15 protein-coding genes are annotated in these 16,529 nt (G+C 46.4%); 7 read left to right on the plus strand and 8 right to left on the minus strand.

What is annotated here, in order from left to right; all coding sequences use genetic code 11:
• Positions 1–12 precede the first annotated feature (12 nt).
• Both essC and NSS66_RS00970 read right to left on the minus strand, forming a co-directional pair.
• Positions 13–4,008 (minus strand): type VII secretion protein EssC, encoded by a 3,996-nt coding sequence (gene essC / locus NSS66_RS00965; protein ID WP_071558844.1) that lies wholly within the window; start codon positions 4,006–4,008, stop codon positions 13–15.
• Between the two features lie 67 nt (positions 4,009–4,075).
• A complete protein-coding gene (locus tag NSS66_RS00970; protein WP_068940679.1) occupies positions 4,076–4,396 on the minus strand; it encodes a hypothetical protein in 321 nt (106 codons plus the stop codon).
• Between the two features lie 389 nt (positions 4,397–4,785).
• Between NSS66_RS00970 and NSS66_RS00975 the strand changes: the two genes are divergently transcribed.
• Complete coding sequence (locus tag NSS66_RS00975; RefSeq protein WP_013370782.1) at positions 4,786–5,025, plus strand: hypothetical protein; 240 nt, start codon at positions 4,786–4,788, stop codon at positions 5,023–5,025.
• A gap of 128 nt (positions 5,026–5,153) precedes the next feature.
• Here the strand turns inward: NSS66_RS00975 and NSS66_RS00980 are convergent, their stop codons facing one another.
• A complete protein-coding gene (locus NSS66_RS00980; protein WP_023988262.1) occupies positions 5,154–5,303 on the minus strand; it encodes a hypothetical protein in 150 nt (49 codons plus the stop codon).
• Between the two features lie 216 nt (positions 5,304–5,519).
• On the opposite strand from NSS66_RS00980, the gene NSS66_RS00985 reads away from it, so the two are divergent.
• On the plus strand, positions 5,520–6,539 hold the full coding sequence (locus NSS66_RS00985; RefSeq protein WP_340958266.1) for a flagellar motor protein MotB: 1,020 nt from the start codon (positions 5,520–5,522) through the stop codon (positions 6,537–6,539).
• Between the two features lie 118 nt (positions 6,540–6,657).
• Here NSS66_RS00985 and NSS66_RS00990 read toward each other — a convergent pair whose 3' ends face one another.
• From NSS66_RS00990 to NSS66_RS01000, 3 genes are all read right to left on the minus strand, one after another.
• Positions 6,658–6,996 (minus strand): L,D-transpeptidase, encoded by a 339-nt coding sequence (locus tag NSS66_RS00990; protein WP_023988260.1) that lies wholly within the window; start codon positions 6,994–6,996, stop codon positions 6,658–6,660.
• Between the two features lie 82 nt (positions 6,997–7,078).
• Positions 7,079–8,176 carry a ribosome small subunit-dependent GTPase A gene (gene rsgA, locus NSS66_RS00995; RefSeq protein ID WP_028542693.1) on the minus strand — a complete coding sequence of 366 codons (1,098 nt, stop codon included), beginning with the start codon at positions 8,174–8,176 and terminating at the stop codon, positions 7,079–7,081.
• A gap of 484 nt (positions 8,177–8,660) precedes the next feature.
• Positions 8,661–9,257: a DUF2087 domain-containing protein gene (locus tag NSS66_RS01000; protein ID WP_068940675.1), complete on the minus strand. Its 597-nt coding sequence runs from the start codon at positions 9,255–9,257 to the stop codon at positions 8,661–8,663.
• Between the two features lie 295 nt (positions 9,258–9,552).
• On the opposite strand from NSS66_RS01000, the gene NSS66_RS01005 reads away from it, so the two are divergent.
• The 3 genes from NSS66_RS01005 (at position 9,553) to NSS66_RS01015 (ending at position 11,618) form a co-directional block, all read left to right on the plus strand.
• Complete coding sequence (locus NSS66_RS01005) at positions 9,553–10,524, plus strand: YpdA family putative bacillithiol disulfide reductase (protein ID WP_023988257.1); 972 nt, start codon at positions 9,553–9,555, stop codon at positions 10,522–10,524.
• 22 nt (positions 10,525–10,546) lie between these two features.
• Positions 10,547–10,990 (plus strand): DUF441 domain-containing protein, encoded by a 444-nt coding sequence (locus NSS66_RS01010; protein WP_013309978.1) that lies wholly within the window; start codon positions 10,547–10,549, stop codon positions 10,988–10,990.
• A 115-nt stretch (positions 10,991–11,105) separates the two neighbouring features.
• A complete protein-coding gene (locus tag NSS66_RS01015; protein WP_023988256.1) occupies positions 11,106–11,618 on the plus strand; it encodes a hypothetical protein in 513 nt (170 codons plus the stop codon).
• A 133-nt stretch (positions 11,619–11,751) separates the two neighbouring features.
• Here NSS66_RS01015 and NSS66_RS01020 read toward each other — a convergent pair whose 3' ends face one another.
• Together NSS66_RS01020 and NSS66_RS01025 are read right to left on the minus strand one after the other, a co-directional pair.
• A complete protein-coding gene (locus tag NSS66_RS01020) occupies positions 11,752–12,054 on the minus strand; it encodes a HesB/YadR/YfhF family protein (RefSeq protein ID WP_013309976.1) in 303 nt (100 codons plus the stop codon).
• Positions 12,055–12,402: 348 nt separating this feature from the next.
• Complete coding sequence (locus NSS66_RS01025; RefSeq protein ID WP_226887697.1) at positions 12,403–12,588, minus strand: hypothetical protein; 186 nt, start codon at positions 12,586–12,588, stop codon at positions 12,403–12,405.
• Between the two features lie 50 nt (positions 12,589–12,638).
• On the opposite strand from NSS66_RS01025, the gene NSS66_RS01030 reads away from it, so the two are divergent.
• Positions 12,639–14,396, plus strand: coding sequence for an ABC transporter ATP-binding protein (locus tag NSS66_RS01030; protein ID WP_023988255.1), 1,758 nt, complete (start codon positions 12,639–12,641; stop codon positions 14,394–14,396).
• On the plus strand, positions 14,396–16,477 hold the full coding sequence (locus NSS66_RS01035) for an ABC transporter ATP-binding protein (RefSeq protein ID WP_028542695.1): 2,082 nt from the start codon (positions 14,396–14,398) through the stop codon (positions 16,475–16,477). The genes NSS66_RS01030 and NSS66_RS01035 overlap by 1 nt, the downstream gene beginning before the upstream one ends.
• Positions 16,478–16,529 lie beyond the last annotated feature (52 nt).

Here is a 16,529-nt window from a genome sequence, read left to right on the forward strand (position 1 = left end):
AGCCACCTCCCTTCAAACTACAACATGCCATCGGTCACGAATTTTCGTTATCCAATCCTCACAGCTCACTTGCTCTGAGAAGGGAATTGCCGCTTTTATCCTGGTAAATTTGCGCCGTACGTAGTATCCCTGCCCAGGTGGCAGGACTTTTAGGCCACCAGCAGCGGCGTTCGCCTCCGAATAAGGGATACGAAAGAACGATAGATCATTCGAATCTAGTGTTCCAAATAGCATACCGCTTTGGCTTGCCTTGACATCATTAAACCAGTCCACACCAAAGGTAGGGAAATCAGATGGCACACCCGAGAGCACGACATGCACATTGCGATCACGTCCCAACCGTACAATGGCGGAGAGCTGATCCTTTATCATAAAATCGTTCAGTTGCTTACTTAACATATCCGCATCATCAATGACCAGGAGCAATTCGGGATCATTCCCCTCCTTGTTCCGCTGTTGAACGATATCATACACTTTCTGTACCAGAGGTCCCATTTCTTCCTCGCTTTCGGCAGCAGCCTTAACATGAGGAAGATGCCGTAATCTAGATAGTCCTCCGCCTCCATAGCGTGTATCGATCGTATAGACTTCCAATTGATCGGGTGATGTGTAATAAGCAAGCGATATAATCCAGCTCATTAGAAAAGAGGTTTTTCCACCCTCCATTGGACTACCCACTATAAAATTGGGCCCTTCTTTCAGATTCAGGAGAAAAGGCTCAAGATCGTCACTCTGTAGACCTACAGGTACTTCATAAGGAAGTGCACCCGATGGTCCACTTGTTCGATCCCACTGCTGAAGCAGTTCCGACAGTGGAATCCGCTCAGGTAATGGGAGGATGGCTGGTGCGTGCTTGCCTTTCCATTCCTGCACAATGCCAGCAATATTGCGGCGTAACCGTGCAGATCGCTCCGCCTCATCTTCTCCTGGTGAAGGCAATGCCGTCTGGAACTCCAGCGGAGGAACATGCCCTTTAACCAGAGCGCGGCCTGGAATTAACGGTCCTGGCGTTTTGGCTGGTCGTCCTACCGCATAGTAATAGTCACTCGGGTCGGACATTTCAAAAGAAACAGCATTCGGTATGTTACTGCGGAATTTCTCAAACACATCGGTAATCCGATTCGCTGTAATGATAAACGTAATACCTAGACTGCCTCCTTCTCGCAAAAGAGATTCCAGCAGTTCATTTTCATCTGGATAAGCATTACGGAAATTAAGATATCCATCAATAACTACGACAATTTGCGGAATATCCTCAACAGCAGAACGTCGATAAGAGCTTATTGTTTTGACACCAGCCTCGGAAAGCATTTCCTTGCGTACGGCCACCATCTTGAACAGATAACGGAACAGTCGCTTGATCCGGTCATCCTCCTCAGCCATCATAACAGCCCCGATTTGGGGAAGTTCCCCAAAGTCGCGCATCGTTCGACCCATATCAATGATATACCCGTTCCAATGATTCGCTGCAAAACGCTGAGCCGTGGACATCAGCAATGTATGCAAAAAGGTCGTTTTTCCCATGCCCGGCATGCCATACACAGCCCAATGACCATGATCCAGCGATGCATAAATTGGCTCCTGCCGCTGATTCGGCAAATCATCCACCAGACCAATAAGAGCCTTCAGCTCCAAAGGTGATGATGTACTATCTATTTCGGTGCATACCGGCAGATTTGTTAAATCCAGCAATTCAGGCAGCGGTGGAAGCCACGGTCCCTGAAGTCGTTCGATCCCTGCCTTAGCAGCCTCATTCGCAATATAATCAATAAATACTTGAAGCTGTTTAGGGGCTTCTTCTCCTTTTAAGCCTGAGCTTGCCCGTTCGCCGCCCGTCAGTAGCGCTTCACGTTTCCCGTTCAGTCTCACTTCATGTACAGGTAGTGCAGAAGAAATATCGCTGTTGCCTATATACGGCGCACCGCTCCAAGCAAACTGCATCTCTTCAAACACCTCGTCGCTACCGACCTGGAAATATCCTCGTCCCGGCTTCGTAATCCACGCGGCATTCGGTATTTTCAACATGTCACGGCTATCACCTTCGCTTTGCACCCGTAAGCAGATGCGGAACCTGGAGTTACTCCAGATCTTATCATCTACGACACCTGCGGGCTTTTGCGTCGCCAAAATCAAATGGACACCTAGTGTCCGCCCAATCGCGGCAATACTGATTAACTCGTCCATAAACTCTGGCTGATCTCGCTTTAATTGTGCAAATTCATCAATAATAATAACCAGATGAGGCAGCGGTTGTTCCTGCCGCTGCCGGAGTAGTCTGTAATATTCATCAATATGCTGTAAATTGCCTGCATCGTTCAATATCTTCTGTCGACGAACCAGTTCTGCTTTAAGAGATATTTTGGCACGTTCAATCAAATTATTGTCCAAGTTCGTGATCGTACCCACAACATGCGGCAAGTTAACGAACGTGTTGGACATGCCTCCACCCTTGTAATCGATCAGCATAAAAGCAAGATCATGTGGATGAAACTCGGCAGCAAGCGAGGCTACGATGGACTGGATAACCTCACTCTTCCCTGAACCCGTTGTACCGGCGATCAAGCCATGGGGACCATGTCCTTGACGCTCTATCTTATCATGCAGGTTAATCATAATCCTCTTACCGCCTGCTCGCACGCCCATCGGCACAGGTAAGGTATCGGGATGGCGGTTACGTCGCCACCGATCTGCCACGTCCAGTTCTTCCACACTCGCTACGCTCATCATATCAAACAGAGGTAGCACAGCGGGAATGTCAGAAGCAGAGGAACGCTTCAAGCGAATAGGAGCCATGTACCTCGCCAATGCATCGGCTTCCTCTTTTGACAAACGATCCGGTTTAAAACTTTGCTGTTCAACCTCCGCCGATTCTGATTTGCGGGCATATACGCCCTGCTCTTTGGAAGCCTCCACAATCAGCTGACACTGCATCGGCAAAGCCTCTTTACGAGAAGCCAGCACAATCGTACACGCATCAATGGCTCGACCGTCCTCCAGTAACAACGGCAGCAACGGTTCCTCCTCAATCAGCTGGGTGTCAGATAAAACAACGATATAACACGGGACTTCCATCCCTTTGCCCTGGCGATCATTGCGATTATTTTTACGGCGGTTCAGTCTGGCAAACAGAAAATCAGCTAATTGATGTGCACTGCTACTGCGGTCTGACATCATTCTCTGGATGCGGTCATCATCCCACACATGTGGGAGCCAGCGCATCCAAGTCCATTCACTTTCCTCTCGCTCGTCATAGAAGGAAGCAATTTTCACTTCATCTGGCGAGTGACGAACCGTCACCTGTGCCAAAATGACTCTTAACGCAGCAAGGGTATGCTCCCGGTCGCCGACCAATCCAACCACTTTGGATTGAAACAGCGGTAATGCAATGGAAGCAGCGTCTACCAGACGAAATTCCTCTTCCAGCTCATCCGCAGCTCCCAACAAAGGATCTCGGTCATAACCATCTGGACGTGGAATTTGCAATTTAATATGAAAGGGAACTTGTCCAGTCCCAATACGCACCTGCAAAAAGTCCTCATCCTCCGGTGATCGTTCCCAGAGTGAACTATTGCGGTTTTTGACGATTTGAGTGCATATTTGCGGGTCACCGTGAATTTCATATAGTGTGCGAATTTGCTCCTCGCGTTTCATTTCAAGTTCTTCACGATGCTTTTGAAGCTGTTCCCGGTACATCCGGTCCCGTTCCTCCAGATTGCGCTTGTATTCCTTCTTATTATTTAAATAGACGAAAAAAGGAATCGTATAAGATGTAAGCATCATGACCACAGTGACCATCTGGAACATCAAATAGTTACTGTTACCCATCTTGCCTGTTTTGCTCATATATACGTAAAAGCCTATAGTCACCAACGTCATCATTAACGGAATAAGTATAGATATAATAGAAAAAGACGGCTTGCTCGGCTCAGCCGGAGGCCGTAAAATCTCCAGCTTCTCCTCTCGGAGCGCCGGCCTTAATCTCGGGGATCGCTGGTATAATGCATTCAAGACAAAAGTCCCCCTTTTCGCTTACTATTTCATTTTACCAAGGTTTCATATAATTTCATGTGTGTATTTACCCATTTTTTTCACTTTGAAACAGAGAACGCCTTCCATACACAGGCGCTTCGTCCTGAGTTGTCGAAAAAGCGCGCTGAATACGTACAGTACAGCCTTCCCGCAAGCCTGATCCTGTGAGTAGCTGGTTATCCCCCACCCTGAACCAAAGCCCTTCCGGGAACTTTGCTTCCATAATATATTGCATGCCTTCCACCGGAGGTTCGCCGAAAATGCGCACACCCAGCATCAGCTTTAAATGTTCCACCGAGTATTCATCAGCTACCTCGATGTCAAACCACTCTGTTTCCTGTCGTCCTGAAAGCACGGTCAGGATCATCTGTCATCCCTCCCGATCCTTAATATATAGCAAAGTTCACGCAAAAAGCCTATTTCAACGGAAATATGGCTATCGTAACTGTAGCATCCGACTATTAGACTGTCAATTTGTTACAAAATACCCACTCTAAAAATTAAACAGCGACTTTAGTCATATTCTCTCACATTAGTAGAGTCATTGGTATCAATAATATGTATTTAATCGTTTCTAATACGGCTATATACGTCATTTTGTCGATTAGTTAGAACTAAATTCGATTGTTCCCTAGATTGTTGTGAACACTTTGTAAATTTTTCAGACCTTTATGTTTTTATAAGGTGTTTTTAAGGTAATTTTAAGAAACGGGCACTACAATAAAGCCATGAAATAACTCAGGCGAGGTGATTTTTGTGAGAACATTAATTACATTTCAAAACAAACGTATTCCCGTATACTTCAATCAAGAAAATAAGCAACCGGTACAAAAAACTTTAAAACTTCTAAGTAACACTTTGGAGAATAAAATCTCCAGCGGCAAGCGTGCCCTTCAAAAATGTCTTAACTCTTTGATCAGTATAGAGATTGTCGGTTGTGAAGCCATCCTGCATAGCGTTAGTGAAAATGATTCATTGGCATTGTCCCTCTATTAAGAGGGACTTTTTTTTGTCCACATTAGACACAAAAAAGAGAGGGGCATTTCAGCACCCTCTCCATATCAGCAGCTTTGAAACATGATACATGTGACTTACCGCAGCTTATGCATTTGATCAGACTCTATTTAAAGTATTCTGCGATAACCTTTTTTACCGCCTCGTTCCTTATTCTGCGCCTTCTCAATCCGTATTCTAAACAGTTCTAGTAAATTAGCGCGTGTATGCTCTTCCCGGCAGTTGTCCAGCTTTTTTAAGATAAAACGGTCAATGGACATATGACTCAGGCTCCTTTACAGCAAGCTGCCCCTGCTTTTCAAGGGGATGATCAGGCTATCCATTTTTAACCATTCTGTACGTTGTTTAAACAGGTACGTTCCTTATAGGATAAAGCAGGCGGGATTACATACCCTTTAATTAGGGTAAATACATAAAGTTTCGAAAATTTTATCACGTTAAGCCTGGAAGCTATGGACAAGGAGCGAGCAGAAACCATGAGTAAACACATGATTACTAAAATAGGCTGGAACCTTTTATGTGCATTCTTAATCCTAACGATGCTGGCTGCATGCAGCAGGGAAAAAGCTTCAACCCGGAGTATGGCCCAACATGAAGCTGAAGCACGTGCCTACACCGTAACGGGTAATCCCAACCAAGGCGCATCATCCCTTGATGAAAGAGCTGCCAATCATACACCTGTTCATCAGCAAGGCAGCAGCTATGTCGAAATATCAGGTGGCGTTAGCATTGATAAAAATACCGTGAAAGTTACAGGACATTCCAACCTCCCAGCCGGAGCACGGATCAAAGGGAATCTTGCGGTCAAAAACTCCCTGTTAACTGGGTACACGGATGAGACCACTATTCAAAAGGACGGAAGTTTTGTACTCCGAGTGCAACGCCCTGGAATACAGGGCAGTATGGATCTGACTGTTCTGTTCCGTCCGGATGACCAAGAAAATGAAATACGAAATCTGTATGGCAGCGGTGGCAACAAGTTGGAAGGTCCTTATGTATATCAATACGAAGAAAACAAACAGCTTCTGCATGAAGTTCGGATTGGGGCTGAATTTGATCCTGAACAAGAACGCAATACCCCTTTAGTTAAGCCCGTCTGGAACAAACCTAAGGACTACGGTAGTCCTCAAGTGTGGATTAAGCCTGATGTGAAGCAAGAAGGTAACTATTATCATGTATATGCGCGCAGCAATTTGCTGGAAGGGTCGGACGTCAAACTCACGATTGATTTTCCGGGACGATGGCAGTTTGGCTACGATGATCAAACCAAAGTTATGCCTGACGGCTCCTTCAGCATGAGGGTCAAAAAGCCGAGCCTTGCCAACCGTTACACCATAGTCATAAGTTTCGAACCAAACGAAGATATGTGGACCAACGCCAAACAGGCGTATGGTACACAAGGAGAACGTCTTTCGGGACCGTTAGTCAAATCCGCAGACGACAAAGAGGGCTCCAAACAAATTGAAGCCCGTATCCCTATCCAACCCAAATCGTAACTAAACACAGCATCTAACTTAAAGTTACGGCCGTTCGCCATGAAATACGCTTCACAGATACAGCCTATGACGCGGTATCCACGTCTGAGTAGATACAGAATCTAGTGTCGTCTAGCCGCTACGGCTGTATCGTGACTGGCGTGCCTATACTTACCTTTTCCTGAAGCTCAAGCACATCCTTATTCTGCATTCGAATGCAGCCATGTGACACCATCTTGCCAATGGACCATGGCTCATTGGTGCCGTGAATGCCATAATGCGGCTTGGACAGCCCCATCCAGAACGCTCCGAAAGGGCCGCCGGGATTGGGCTGTTTGTTAATAATCGTAAATTGCCCATGCGGTGTCTGTGTAGCCAGCTTGCCAATACCGACTGGATAACTAAGAACAATCTGATCTCCATCTTTCAAATATAAACGACGATCCGATAAATCCACCACAATGCTGTAGTTCGGCATATATTCACCCCTTTATACCCTATGCCGACTACAACATAGATTTTCTTATATTTTTACATTTGATGCTTCACTGCAGTTCGGCTTACCACTCCACATCACGTCGCCAGCCGCTTCGCTGATCCCTACGACCCGGGGTTGTGCTTGAACGGCTATCTTTCCTGCGCCGGTCTGCCTCCTTACGCGCCTGATATTCCAGTTCCCGCTGCATTTTGCGATAATTGTTCACTCTGGATTCCGACAATTCCCCTCTCTCTATAGCTTCCTCCACTGCACATCCAGCTTCGCCCTTATGCTTGCAATCTGCAAAACGGCATTGCTGCGCCGTTTCCATAATATCCGAAAAGGTATGAGCGACCCCCATGGAATCATCCCACAGATTTAACTCGCGCATACCAGGTGTATCCAGCAAAACGGCTTGCTTTGCGATGGGAAAAAGCTGTCGGTGAGTGGTTGTGTGCCTGCCCCGGCTGTCTTCCTCCCTCACATCCTGTGTCAGTTGAACTTCAGACCCGGAGAGCCAGTTTACTATCGTGGATTTTCCACTACCGGAAGAGCCTGTCAAAGCAACTGTACAGCCAGGTTGAAGAAACGCCTCCAGTTGCTCTCTGCCTTCGTTCTGCAAAGCAGAAATAACGATAACAGGTACACCAGGGGCAACTCCCTCCGCTTCAGCAACCCGTTGTTCGACATCTTCACAAAGATCACTCTTACTCAAAACGACAACCGGGTTTACCCCGCTGTTCCAAGCCATAATTAAATACCGTTCCAGTCTGCGCATATTAAAATCATGATTCAGCGCATTAACAAGGAACAACGTATCCACATTGGTAGCGATTAGCTGCTCCTTCGTCTCAAAGCCCGCGGCCTGTCTAGATATTCGACTTTTCCGTGGCAAGACGGCATGGATGACTGCATCCGACACTTCATCTGGCGTAGTGATTGCTAGCCAGTCCCCTACGGCAGGCATTTCCGCCGGATCGACAATAGCATGTCGTAGCTTACCTGAAGCCGCTCCCCAGCGTTCTCCATCCATTGTGATAAGCTTCACCTTTTGTCCATAATCGGCAATCAAGCGGGCAGGACGTACCTGTGTATTTCCTACGCGTTCCTCAAAACTTTGCTTCCATTGGTCCCAAAAACCGTTCCAGTAATCAGACCAACCGTATTCATGTATACTCATTGTTTTCCTCCTGAAATCATTATTATTTTTTTGATCGTAGTGTTATTCGATCGATCGGTATACATTTTTCTCCCCGCATGCAAACAACGCAAAAAATCCGCAGGGGTTTCCCTGCGGAGGGTATACGATTCAGGCCGATGTGATCCGTTCGTTCACTTAAGCAAGCAGTCTTCACAGACCACTCCCCAGAACCAGCAACTGGATAACAAGATGCCTAACCATAAAAAATCCGCAGGGAATCACTCCCTGCGGATTTCGTTGGTTCTACTGCCAACCAACTGCTAAGCCAAGACTATAGATCTATACAGTCTTTAACCGTGCATCGTCCGTGCGGGAGACAAGTCATTCTGCTGCTGAACCCATCCATTCATGTTCGTACGCATATAACATCGCCTCCTCCTAAAATTTCCTTTATCATACAAGTCCATCAATTGTCTGTCAAGGCTGCCCACGAAACTTTTTTGAAATCTTTGTCAAGTTTCGTTTAGTGTACTTGATCCCAGCGCGTCCACATCTCACGCGGGTTCAATTCGTACATTTCCCGTTCCCTGTACATAAACTGATGCATAATCAGCTCACGCCGAATCGTTGCAAAATCCTCATGGTATTGCTTGATCCACTCGTTTAATTCACGTTCAGGATACATGCGGCCTGGCTCCAGCTTTTCTGCCAGCATCTGAAGTACGATTAATTTTTTCTTATACTGCGCAGGGATTTGGCGCAACTTGCCGTCCTTGGAAAAAAAATTGCGTAAGACCGACGCCTCCAGCGTTTCATTCAACTCTGACATCTCTTCCTCCCCCTCTCCTTTTTCGAAAATAAATCGCACCGTCGCCTCGGCATGCTGCCGGATCAGCTCTGGATTCAGTGTAAAATACACCGTGTTTTTATCACGTCGTTCCTTAATCAGCCCAGCCTCACGGAGTTTGGAAGCATGATGTGTAACAGTCGGCTGAGACAAATTCAGCTTTTTCGCCAAAGCTTGGCCATGCATCTCCCCACGGGACAAAAGAAGTAATATTCGCATACGCGTTGGATCAGCAAGTGCTTTATGATAATTGACCATTTTATCCAGTTGCATCGTTATTGCACCTCTTTTCACTAGTACATACTTGCTATGCAAGCGAATTCAATCACACAAAATAGATATATATATAATTATATGTTTACTAAAAGTAGCTGTCAATCTTCACCTTCCATCATCACTTTCTGAAAACGGCTGGATATTGTGTTCGCATTGCGGTAGGATTATTATTTGAAAACTTCTCACATACTGAGCTATTTGCTTCAATCCTGAGATCCGTTTTTAATCGTCAAAATAATGTTAACCCTACAAAACTGGCGTAATAAACCAATACAACTGGAGGTTCATCCAAATGTACGACGTAATCATTATCGGTGGCGGACCCTGCGGACTATCCGCTGCAATCGAATGCAGCCGCAGAGGTTTGCAAACTGTCATTATTGAAAAAAGCAACATCGTTCACTCCATTTTTCTGTATCCGACCAACATGCAGTTTTTTAGCACCGCCGAACTACTGGAAATCGGTGATGTTCCATTCAGCACCCCTAATGATAAACCTTTTCGTCATGAAGCACTGGCGTACTATCGTAAGGTAGCCACTCATTATAACTTGAACATTCAGCATTATGAGGAGGCCCAGTCCATTCATCGCCAGGATGACGGTACATTTACCGTACATACCCTGAGCAAAGGGGAAATAACCAAAACGTATTCGTCACGCTATGTCGTTGTGGCTACAGGATATTTTGATCATCCGAACTATTTGGGCATTCCTGGGGAACAATTGGATAAAGTCACGCACTATTTCAGCGAAGCCCATCCCTATACAGGAACCCGGGTCGCAGTCATCGGTGGCAGTAACTCTGCGGTAGATGCTGCAATGGAATTGGTGCGGGTCGGAGCTACGATTGATATGGTATATCGTCGAAGCGAGTTGTCCCAATACATCAAGCCGTGGGTTCGTCCACTGTTTGACAGTATGGTACAAAAAGGGAAGATCACGCTGCACTTAGGCGCACGTATTACCGAAATTCATCCAGACCATGTCGTAGTCACTCCGCTGGACACTGAAGCATTCCGGCTCGAAAATGATTTTGTACTGGCACTGACTGGATTTCACCCGGAACGAAAACTACTGGAGTCTGTTGGCGTCCACATGGCTGAGGATCTGGACAAACCAGAATTTAATCCTGCCACGATGGAAACGAACATCCCAGGTATATATGTCGCCGGGGTCATCGCTTCAGGCAGCAATGCCAATGAGGTGTTTATTGAAACAGGCCGCTGGCACGGGCGACAAATCGCCGAACATATCCAAAGCTAAATAAACGAAGGAGAACATCTGTATGGATTACAGCTCACTTATCTTACTGGTATTGGCTGGTCTTGGAATTGTTAGTGGTAACTCTACCGTGACTATTGCCATGGTTGTATTACTGCTGCTGCGGGTAACCAGCTTTCATTCTGCTTTCCCCTGGCTTGAAAGGTATGGCCTGACAATCGGAATTATTATTTTGACGATTGGTGTCATGACCCCGCTAGCCAGCGGTAAAATCAGTATCAATCAGGTGATGGAGTCTTTCCTGCACTGGAAATCACTGCTCGCGATTGGTATCGGAATTCTGGTAGCCTATCTTGGCGGCCGCGGAGTAACTTTGATGTCTGGACAGCCCATTATTGTGACAGGTCTACTGATCGGGACCGTCATTGGCGTTGCCTTCTTTAAAGGAGTTCCTGTTGGACCTCTAATTGCTGCCGGATTGCTTTCCTTGTTAATCGGCCGCAGCTAAATTCGTACAACAAATATAGGAATAAATGATAGCAATCTGCATGTCGGGCTGAATTCAGTCCCGCTTTGTGGTATACTCATATCGCATAATTTGGTAAATGCAGGAGGCTTGACCGATGTCTCGACAATTTGTAACGGAAGCTGTAATGGTGGCTATATACGGCCAACTACTTACATCTCCCGCCCCTGTGGAATATATAGTGCCTTACACATCACTGCTAGAGCTATACGAATTCCAGGATAGCACAGAGCCGCTCATGGATAATCCTATGGACGATCAACATGTGAAGCGGAAGGTAAGCGAGTTGATCAGTTATTTTGAGGAACCGTTGAATCAGAAAAAAATTCGGCGTGCCCTTCAGATGCCTTGGGCCAAGAGCTTGCCTATTCTATTCGATGCCAATACATCACTCATTATCATTAATGCTGTTGATACTGCGCATTACGGAGAATATTTTGATCCAATTGAGACTGAACTAGTGTTGACAGCTCAACGTGAATCATTACCTATTCTGACGGATCAATTGGACTGGATCCACCGCATTATCGAAGCTTCCGTACCTGTACATGTGTACGACATTGATGATTTTGATTTTGCACTCGATGGCCCGATACTTAACAACCCTTAACATACGACATACCCGCCTTAACCACAAAAAAGCGGCGGAGCATCATGTACAGGTTCATCTCCTGTAACACGATACTCCACCGCTTTTCTTGTCCAAGAACAACTATTTGCACGCTATGATTGACAGTAGAGCGCTAAGCTTGTCCATCCTCAACATAGGTGTAAATAATGTCATCATGTTCCTCCAAATACTTAACTTCCAGATGATGGCCCTTCAGATACCAGTAATCCTGGTCCTCCATATAAAACGTAATGCCAGCCGCTTCATGCTGTAATACGGGGTGCTGCGGAGGCTCTACGGCAATTCCCAGAGAAAAGCCTGGATGCAACCCGCCGCCAGAGCTATAGCGAACAAAAAAACGGATCGAATCTCCACGATTCAAACTAAGCTCCTTAATGTACCACTGTGCCGCAGGTTCAGTTACCTGTATGCTCATACGTTATGCTCATCTCCTTGTACAATGACGTCTGCCAACTATATCATAGCATCTTTTAGAATGACCACCAACCGTCCCAACCTAGCGAGATTCTTGGACAAGTCATATACATTTTTTTGAAAAAGGTTTGACAATTCGCAAAAAAGGGTGTTAAGATTCAACCATACGAGATCCATTTTGAAATTTATTACCAATTTGAACGATTACTCATGTTAGAATGAACCCATTTTGAGGAAGAAAGGAGTGTTACCGGTGCTAAAATTTCCTATTGCATTTTACCCACATCTACAAACACAACAACTTCATACCGGAGCATCTCCCCTGTCGCATCCTTCAGAATTGGGCCATTCACGTTGTATGGTTTAATACGAGTGGCTGCCTGCGTTTGAGCAGTTTTTCAGTGGTGAGTGTGCTGAAAATACCTGCGCGCCATATGATATTGAGATTTAGGGCATATCGTCTGCGGACGGTATGCCTTTTTTGCGCCTGTTGCCGGATCATATTTGTGGTAGCAAGTCGCTGTTGTTTCTTCAAAATGGTACACAACTCTCGAAAGAACTTGTCATGAAAGGATGGGATTCCTCTTGTTTTCGGTACTTAAAAATTTAAGCTGGTTTTTTAAAAGAGAACGAAGCCGATACTCCATTGGATTGTTTTTGCTGATAGCCGTTGGTGTGCTGGAGCTTGCTCCACCTCGGCTACTAGGTAGTGCCATTGATGAGATTGTGCGCGGTTCGATTTCCTGGTCCTCACTTTGGCGTTATATTTTGTACATCATAGGCATTCTAGCCGTCATCTACTACATTACGTACATATGGATGCACAAGCTGTTTGGTGGTGCCAATCTGGTGGAGCGCTTACTGCGCACACGCTTTATGAATCATCTACTGCGGATGACCCCTCCATTTTTTGAACGTAATCGTACTGGTGATCTGATGGCTCGTGCTACGAACGACCTTCGCTCCGTAGCAAGTACAGCGGGCTTCGGCATGCTGACACTGACAGACTCTACGGTCTATCTGAGCGTTGTATTAGTTGCCATGGGTACCCTAATCAGTTGGAAGTTGACACTGGCAGCTATCCTGCCCCTACCTTTTATTGCACTGGCTATGAGCATTTACGGTAAAGCCGTTCACGAGCGTTACACACTGGCACAAGATGCATTTGGTGATATGAACGATCAGGTGTTGGAATCCGTAGCAGGCATCCGAGTCATTCGCGCCTATGTGCAAGAGCGAATGGACGAAAAGCGTTTCGCTGATATTACCGACGATGTATTTCGTAAAAATCTGGCTGTCGCTCGGATGGATGCTCTCTTTGAACCAACGATTCGTTTATGTGTAGGACTTAGCTATGTCATTGGACTCGGTTATGGTATTTATCTGGTATTTCATAACGATATCACGCTAGGCGAATTGGTCTCCTTTAATATGTATCTAGGAATGATGATTTGGCCGATGTTTGCCATTGGAGAGCTGATTAACATTATGCAGCGCGGTAGCGCTTCCCTGGACCGGGTCAATGAAACTCTCGATGTCCAGCCAGACGTTCAGGATGCAGCTCAACCTGTTCCAGTGGACCGCCTCGAATCCATCAGGATGAAAGACGTTACCTTCCGTTACCCTACTTCTACTATTGACAATCTGTCACATGTGAGTCTGGAGCTCAAACGCGGAGAAACGCTAGGCGTCGTCGGTAGAACCGGCAGCGGGAAATCCACTCTGCTCAAACAGCTACTGCATGAATATCCGACGGGTAGTGGTGATATTTTAATCTCCGGCATACGTTTGGAGGACATTGCAGTGGAACAACTACACAGCTGGATCGGCTACGTGCCGCAAGAGCAAATTTTGTTTTCTAAATCGGTGCGCGAGAACATTCAGTTCGGGAAACCTCGTGCAGATGATGACGACATTATGGAAGCTATCCGTACAGCTGCCTTCGACCAGGATTTAGGTACCTTGTCTGATGGGCTGGATACACTGGTCGGAGAAAAAGGTATCGCCCTGTCCGGCGGCCAGAAGCAGCGTGTTTCGCTGGCACGCGCCTTTATCGGTGATCCGGATATTCTATTGCTCGACGATGCACTATCTGCAGTAGATGCCCGGACGGAAGCAAGGATTATTGACAATATCCGACGTAAGCGCTCGGGTAAAACAACCTTGATCTCCACCCACCGCCTCTCTGCTGTAGAACATGCAGACCGGATCGTCGTGCTGGAGCAAGGACGCATTATTGAGGAAGGAACCCACAGCGAGCTGCTTCAGGCTGACGGATGGTACCGACAACAGTATGAACGGCAACAAGTGGAATCTGATCTGACCTCAGGGGAGGTATCCTAATGAAACCCAATATCGGCAAAAGGCTATTCCAGTACGCGCTGACGAGCAAAGCAGGCTTTATTGCCGCTCTCATCGCTTTGGCTATCGGAGTAGCCGCCGAGCTCGCTGGTCCCTTCATCGCCAAAACGATGATTGACGACCATATGCTCGCTATTGAAAAACCATTTTATGAAACAACTAGTGTGGACGGAACTGTAAGCTATGCTGGAACCCACTTTAAGCGTGAAGATCGCTTTGAGTCCGGGGAGACCAAAGGTCGCGAAGCGAGGATTTTACAAGTTGGGAAATCTTTCGTATTTATCGATGGCTCGGTTAAAGTGGCTGACGGTAACCGCTCCTTTACGAACGGAACGCTGACTGTGACACGCGGCTCCGACACCTTTCGCTATGAAGCTAAGGCTCTGACAGCTGATGAACTGTATAGCTTTTACAAACCGGAAATGCCCGGTATCTTTCAGCTGATTGGCTGGTATTGCTTCTTCCTGATTATTTCCATTTTTGCTGAATTCGGCAAAACATACTGGCTGCAATCCTCGGCGAACAAGGTCATTCAAAAGCTTCGGCTTGATCTCTACGCGCACATCCAGCGGTTGCCAGTTTACTTTTTTGATAACTTGCCCGCAGGCAAAGTCGTATCCCGTGTTACGAATGACACTGAGGCAGTCAAAGATTTGTTTGTGGCTGTGCTCTCAAATTTCACTTCAGGGATTGTAACGATGGCAGGAGTATATGTTGCACTCTTTTTGCTAGACTTCAGACTGGGTCTTATCTCTCTGTTTATTGTACCGTTATTGATCTTGTGGATTATATTGTATCGCAAGGTCGCCACCCGCTATAATACAATCATTCGGTCCAGACTCAGTGAAATTAATGCGATTATCAATGAATCGATTCAAGGGATGTCCATTATTCGCGTGTTCCGGCACCAGAAACAAACGCAGCAAGAGTTTGAAGAACTGAATGATGACTATATGAAGCATCAGAATAAAATGCTGAATTTGAACGCCTTCACTTCGCACAATTTAGTCAACGTGTTAAGAAATCTCGCCTTTGCCGTCGTGTTGTGGTATTTCGGATCTGAGGCGCTCGGAACTACAGGTAGTGCTGTTTCACTAGGCGTATTGTATGCCTTCGTCGATGTGCTGGGTCGACTGTTCCAACCTATGACGGGTATGGTCAACCAACTCGCCGTACTGGATACTTCCATCGTATCCTCAGGACGCGTATTTGAGTTGATGGACGAAACTGGAGAGCCGGTGACGGACGGCACGATGCCGCGCTACAAAGGCCAGGTAGAGTTTAACGACGTTTCCTTTGCCTACAAAAAGGATGATGTACTTAAACATATTTCCTTTACTGCACAGCCCGGGCAAACAGTTGCCCTTGTCGGACATACCGGATCAGGCAAAAGTTCGATTATTAACCTGCTATTCCGGTTCTATGATCCGCAAAAAGGAACGATCACCATTGACGGAACATCTGTCAAAGACATCCCTAAGCAATGGCTTCGCCATCATATGGGTATTGTTCTTCAAGATCCATATTTGTTTACAGGTACGGTAGCCTCTAATGTCAGTCTCGAAGACAGCCGAATCACGAGAGAACAGGTGAATAAAGCGCTGCATGACGTTGGAGCCGACAAATTGCTGGCCCATTTGCCGCAAGGATTCGATGAGCCTGTTATTGAAAAAGGTAGCACTTTATCAGCCGGGCAACGCCAGCTTATTTCCTTCGCTCGTGCACTAGCCTTTGATCCCGCAATTTTAATTCTGGATGAAGCTACTGCCAATATTGACACCGAAACGGAAGCGCTCATCCAATCCGCTCTTGAGGTACTCAAGAAGGGACGTACGACCTTTATCATTGCTCACCGTTTGTCCACCATTCGCAGTGCGGACCAAATTTTGGTGCTTCATCGGGGTGAAATTGTTGAACGGGGTAGCCATGACGAACTTATGGCTCAAGGCGGTCGTTACTTCCAAATGTATCAGCTCCAGTCGGGAACAGTTGCAACAGATTCGGCTTCATCCTCTGCACATGCTGCGCAAGATGACCTACTTGCAAGCAAAGTCAGCATTTAAAGCTTGAATAGCCCTATTGCTTAGGGCTAACGATTAACATTTGGTATAAAAA

Source organism: Paenibacillus sp. FSL R10-2748 (assembly GCF_038005565.1).
In the GTDB taxonomy this organism is placed as follows: domain Bacteria; phylum Bacillota; class Bacilli; order Paenibacillales; family Paenibacillaceae; genus Paenibacillus; species Paenibacillus polymyxa_B.

Coding starts and splice junctions, on each gene's coding strand:
- NSS66_RS01015 (WP_023988256.1), top strand. CDS start 11,106: ATGTCTCGACAATTTGTAACGGAAGCTGTAATGGTGGCTATATACGGC.
- NSS66_RS01010 (WP_013309978.1), top strand. CDS start 10,547: ATGGATTACAGCTCACTTATCTTACTGGTATTGGCTGGTCTTGGAATT.
- NSS66_RS00970 (WP_068940679.1), bottom strand. CDS start 4,396: ATGATCCTGACCGTGCTTTCAGGACGACAGGAAACAGAGTGGTTTGAC.
- NSS66_RS00985 (WP_340958266.1), top strand. CDS start 5,520: ATGAGTAAACACATGATTACTAAAATAGGCTGGAACCTTTTATGTGCA.
- NSS66_RS01020 (WP_013309976.1), bottom strand. CDS start 12,054: ATGAGCATACAGGTAACTGAACCTGCGGCACAGTGGTACATTAAGGAG.
- NSS66_RS01000 (WP_068940675.1), bottom strand. CDS start 9,257: ATGCAACTGGATAAAATGGTCAATTATCATAAAGCACTTGCTGATCCA.
- NSS66_RS00980 (WP_023988262.1), bottom strand. CDS start 5,303: ATGTCCATTGACCGTTTTATCTTAAAAAAGCTGGACAACTGCCGGGAA.
- NSS66_RS01035 (WP_028542695.1), top strand. CDS start 14,396: ATGAAACCCAATATCGGCAAAAGGCTATTCCAGTACGCGCTGACGAGC.
- rsgA (WP_028542693.1), bottom strand. CDS start 8,176: ATGAGTATACATGAATACGGTTGGTCTGATTACTGGAACGGTTTTTGG.
- NSS66_RS01005 (WP_023988257.1), top strand. CDS start 9,553: ATGTACGACGTAATCATTATCGGTGGCGGACCCTGCGGACTATCCGCT.
- NSS66_RS00990 (WP_023988260.1), bottom strand. CDS start 6,996: ATGCCGAACTACAGCATTGTGGTGGATTTATCGGATCGTCGTTTATAT.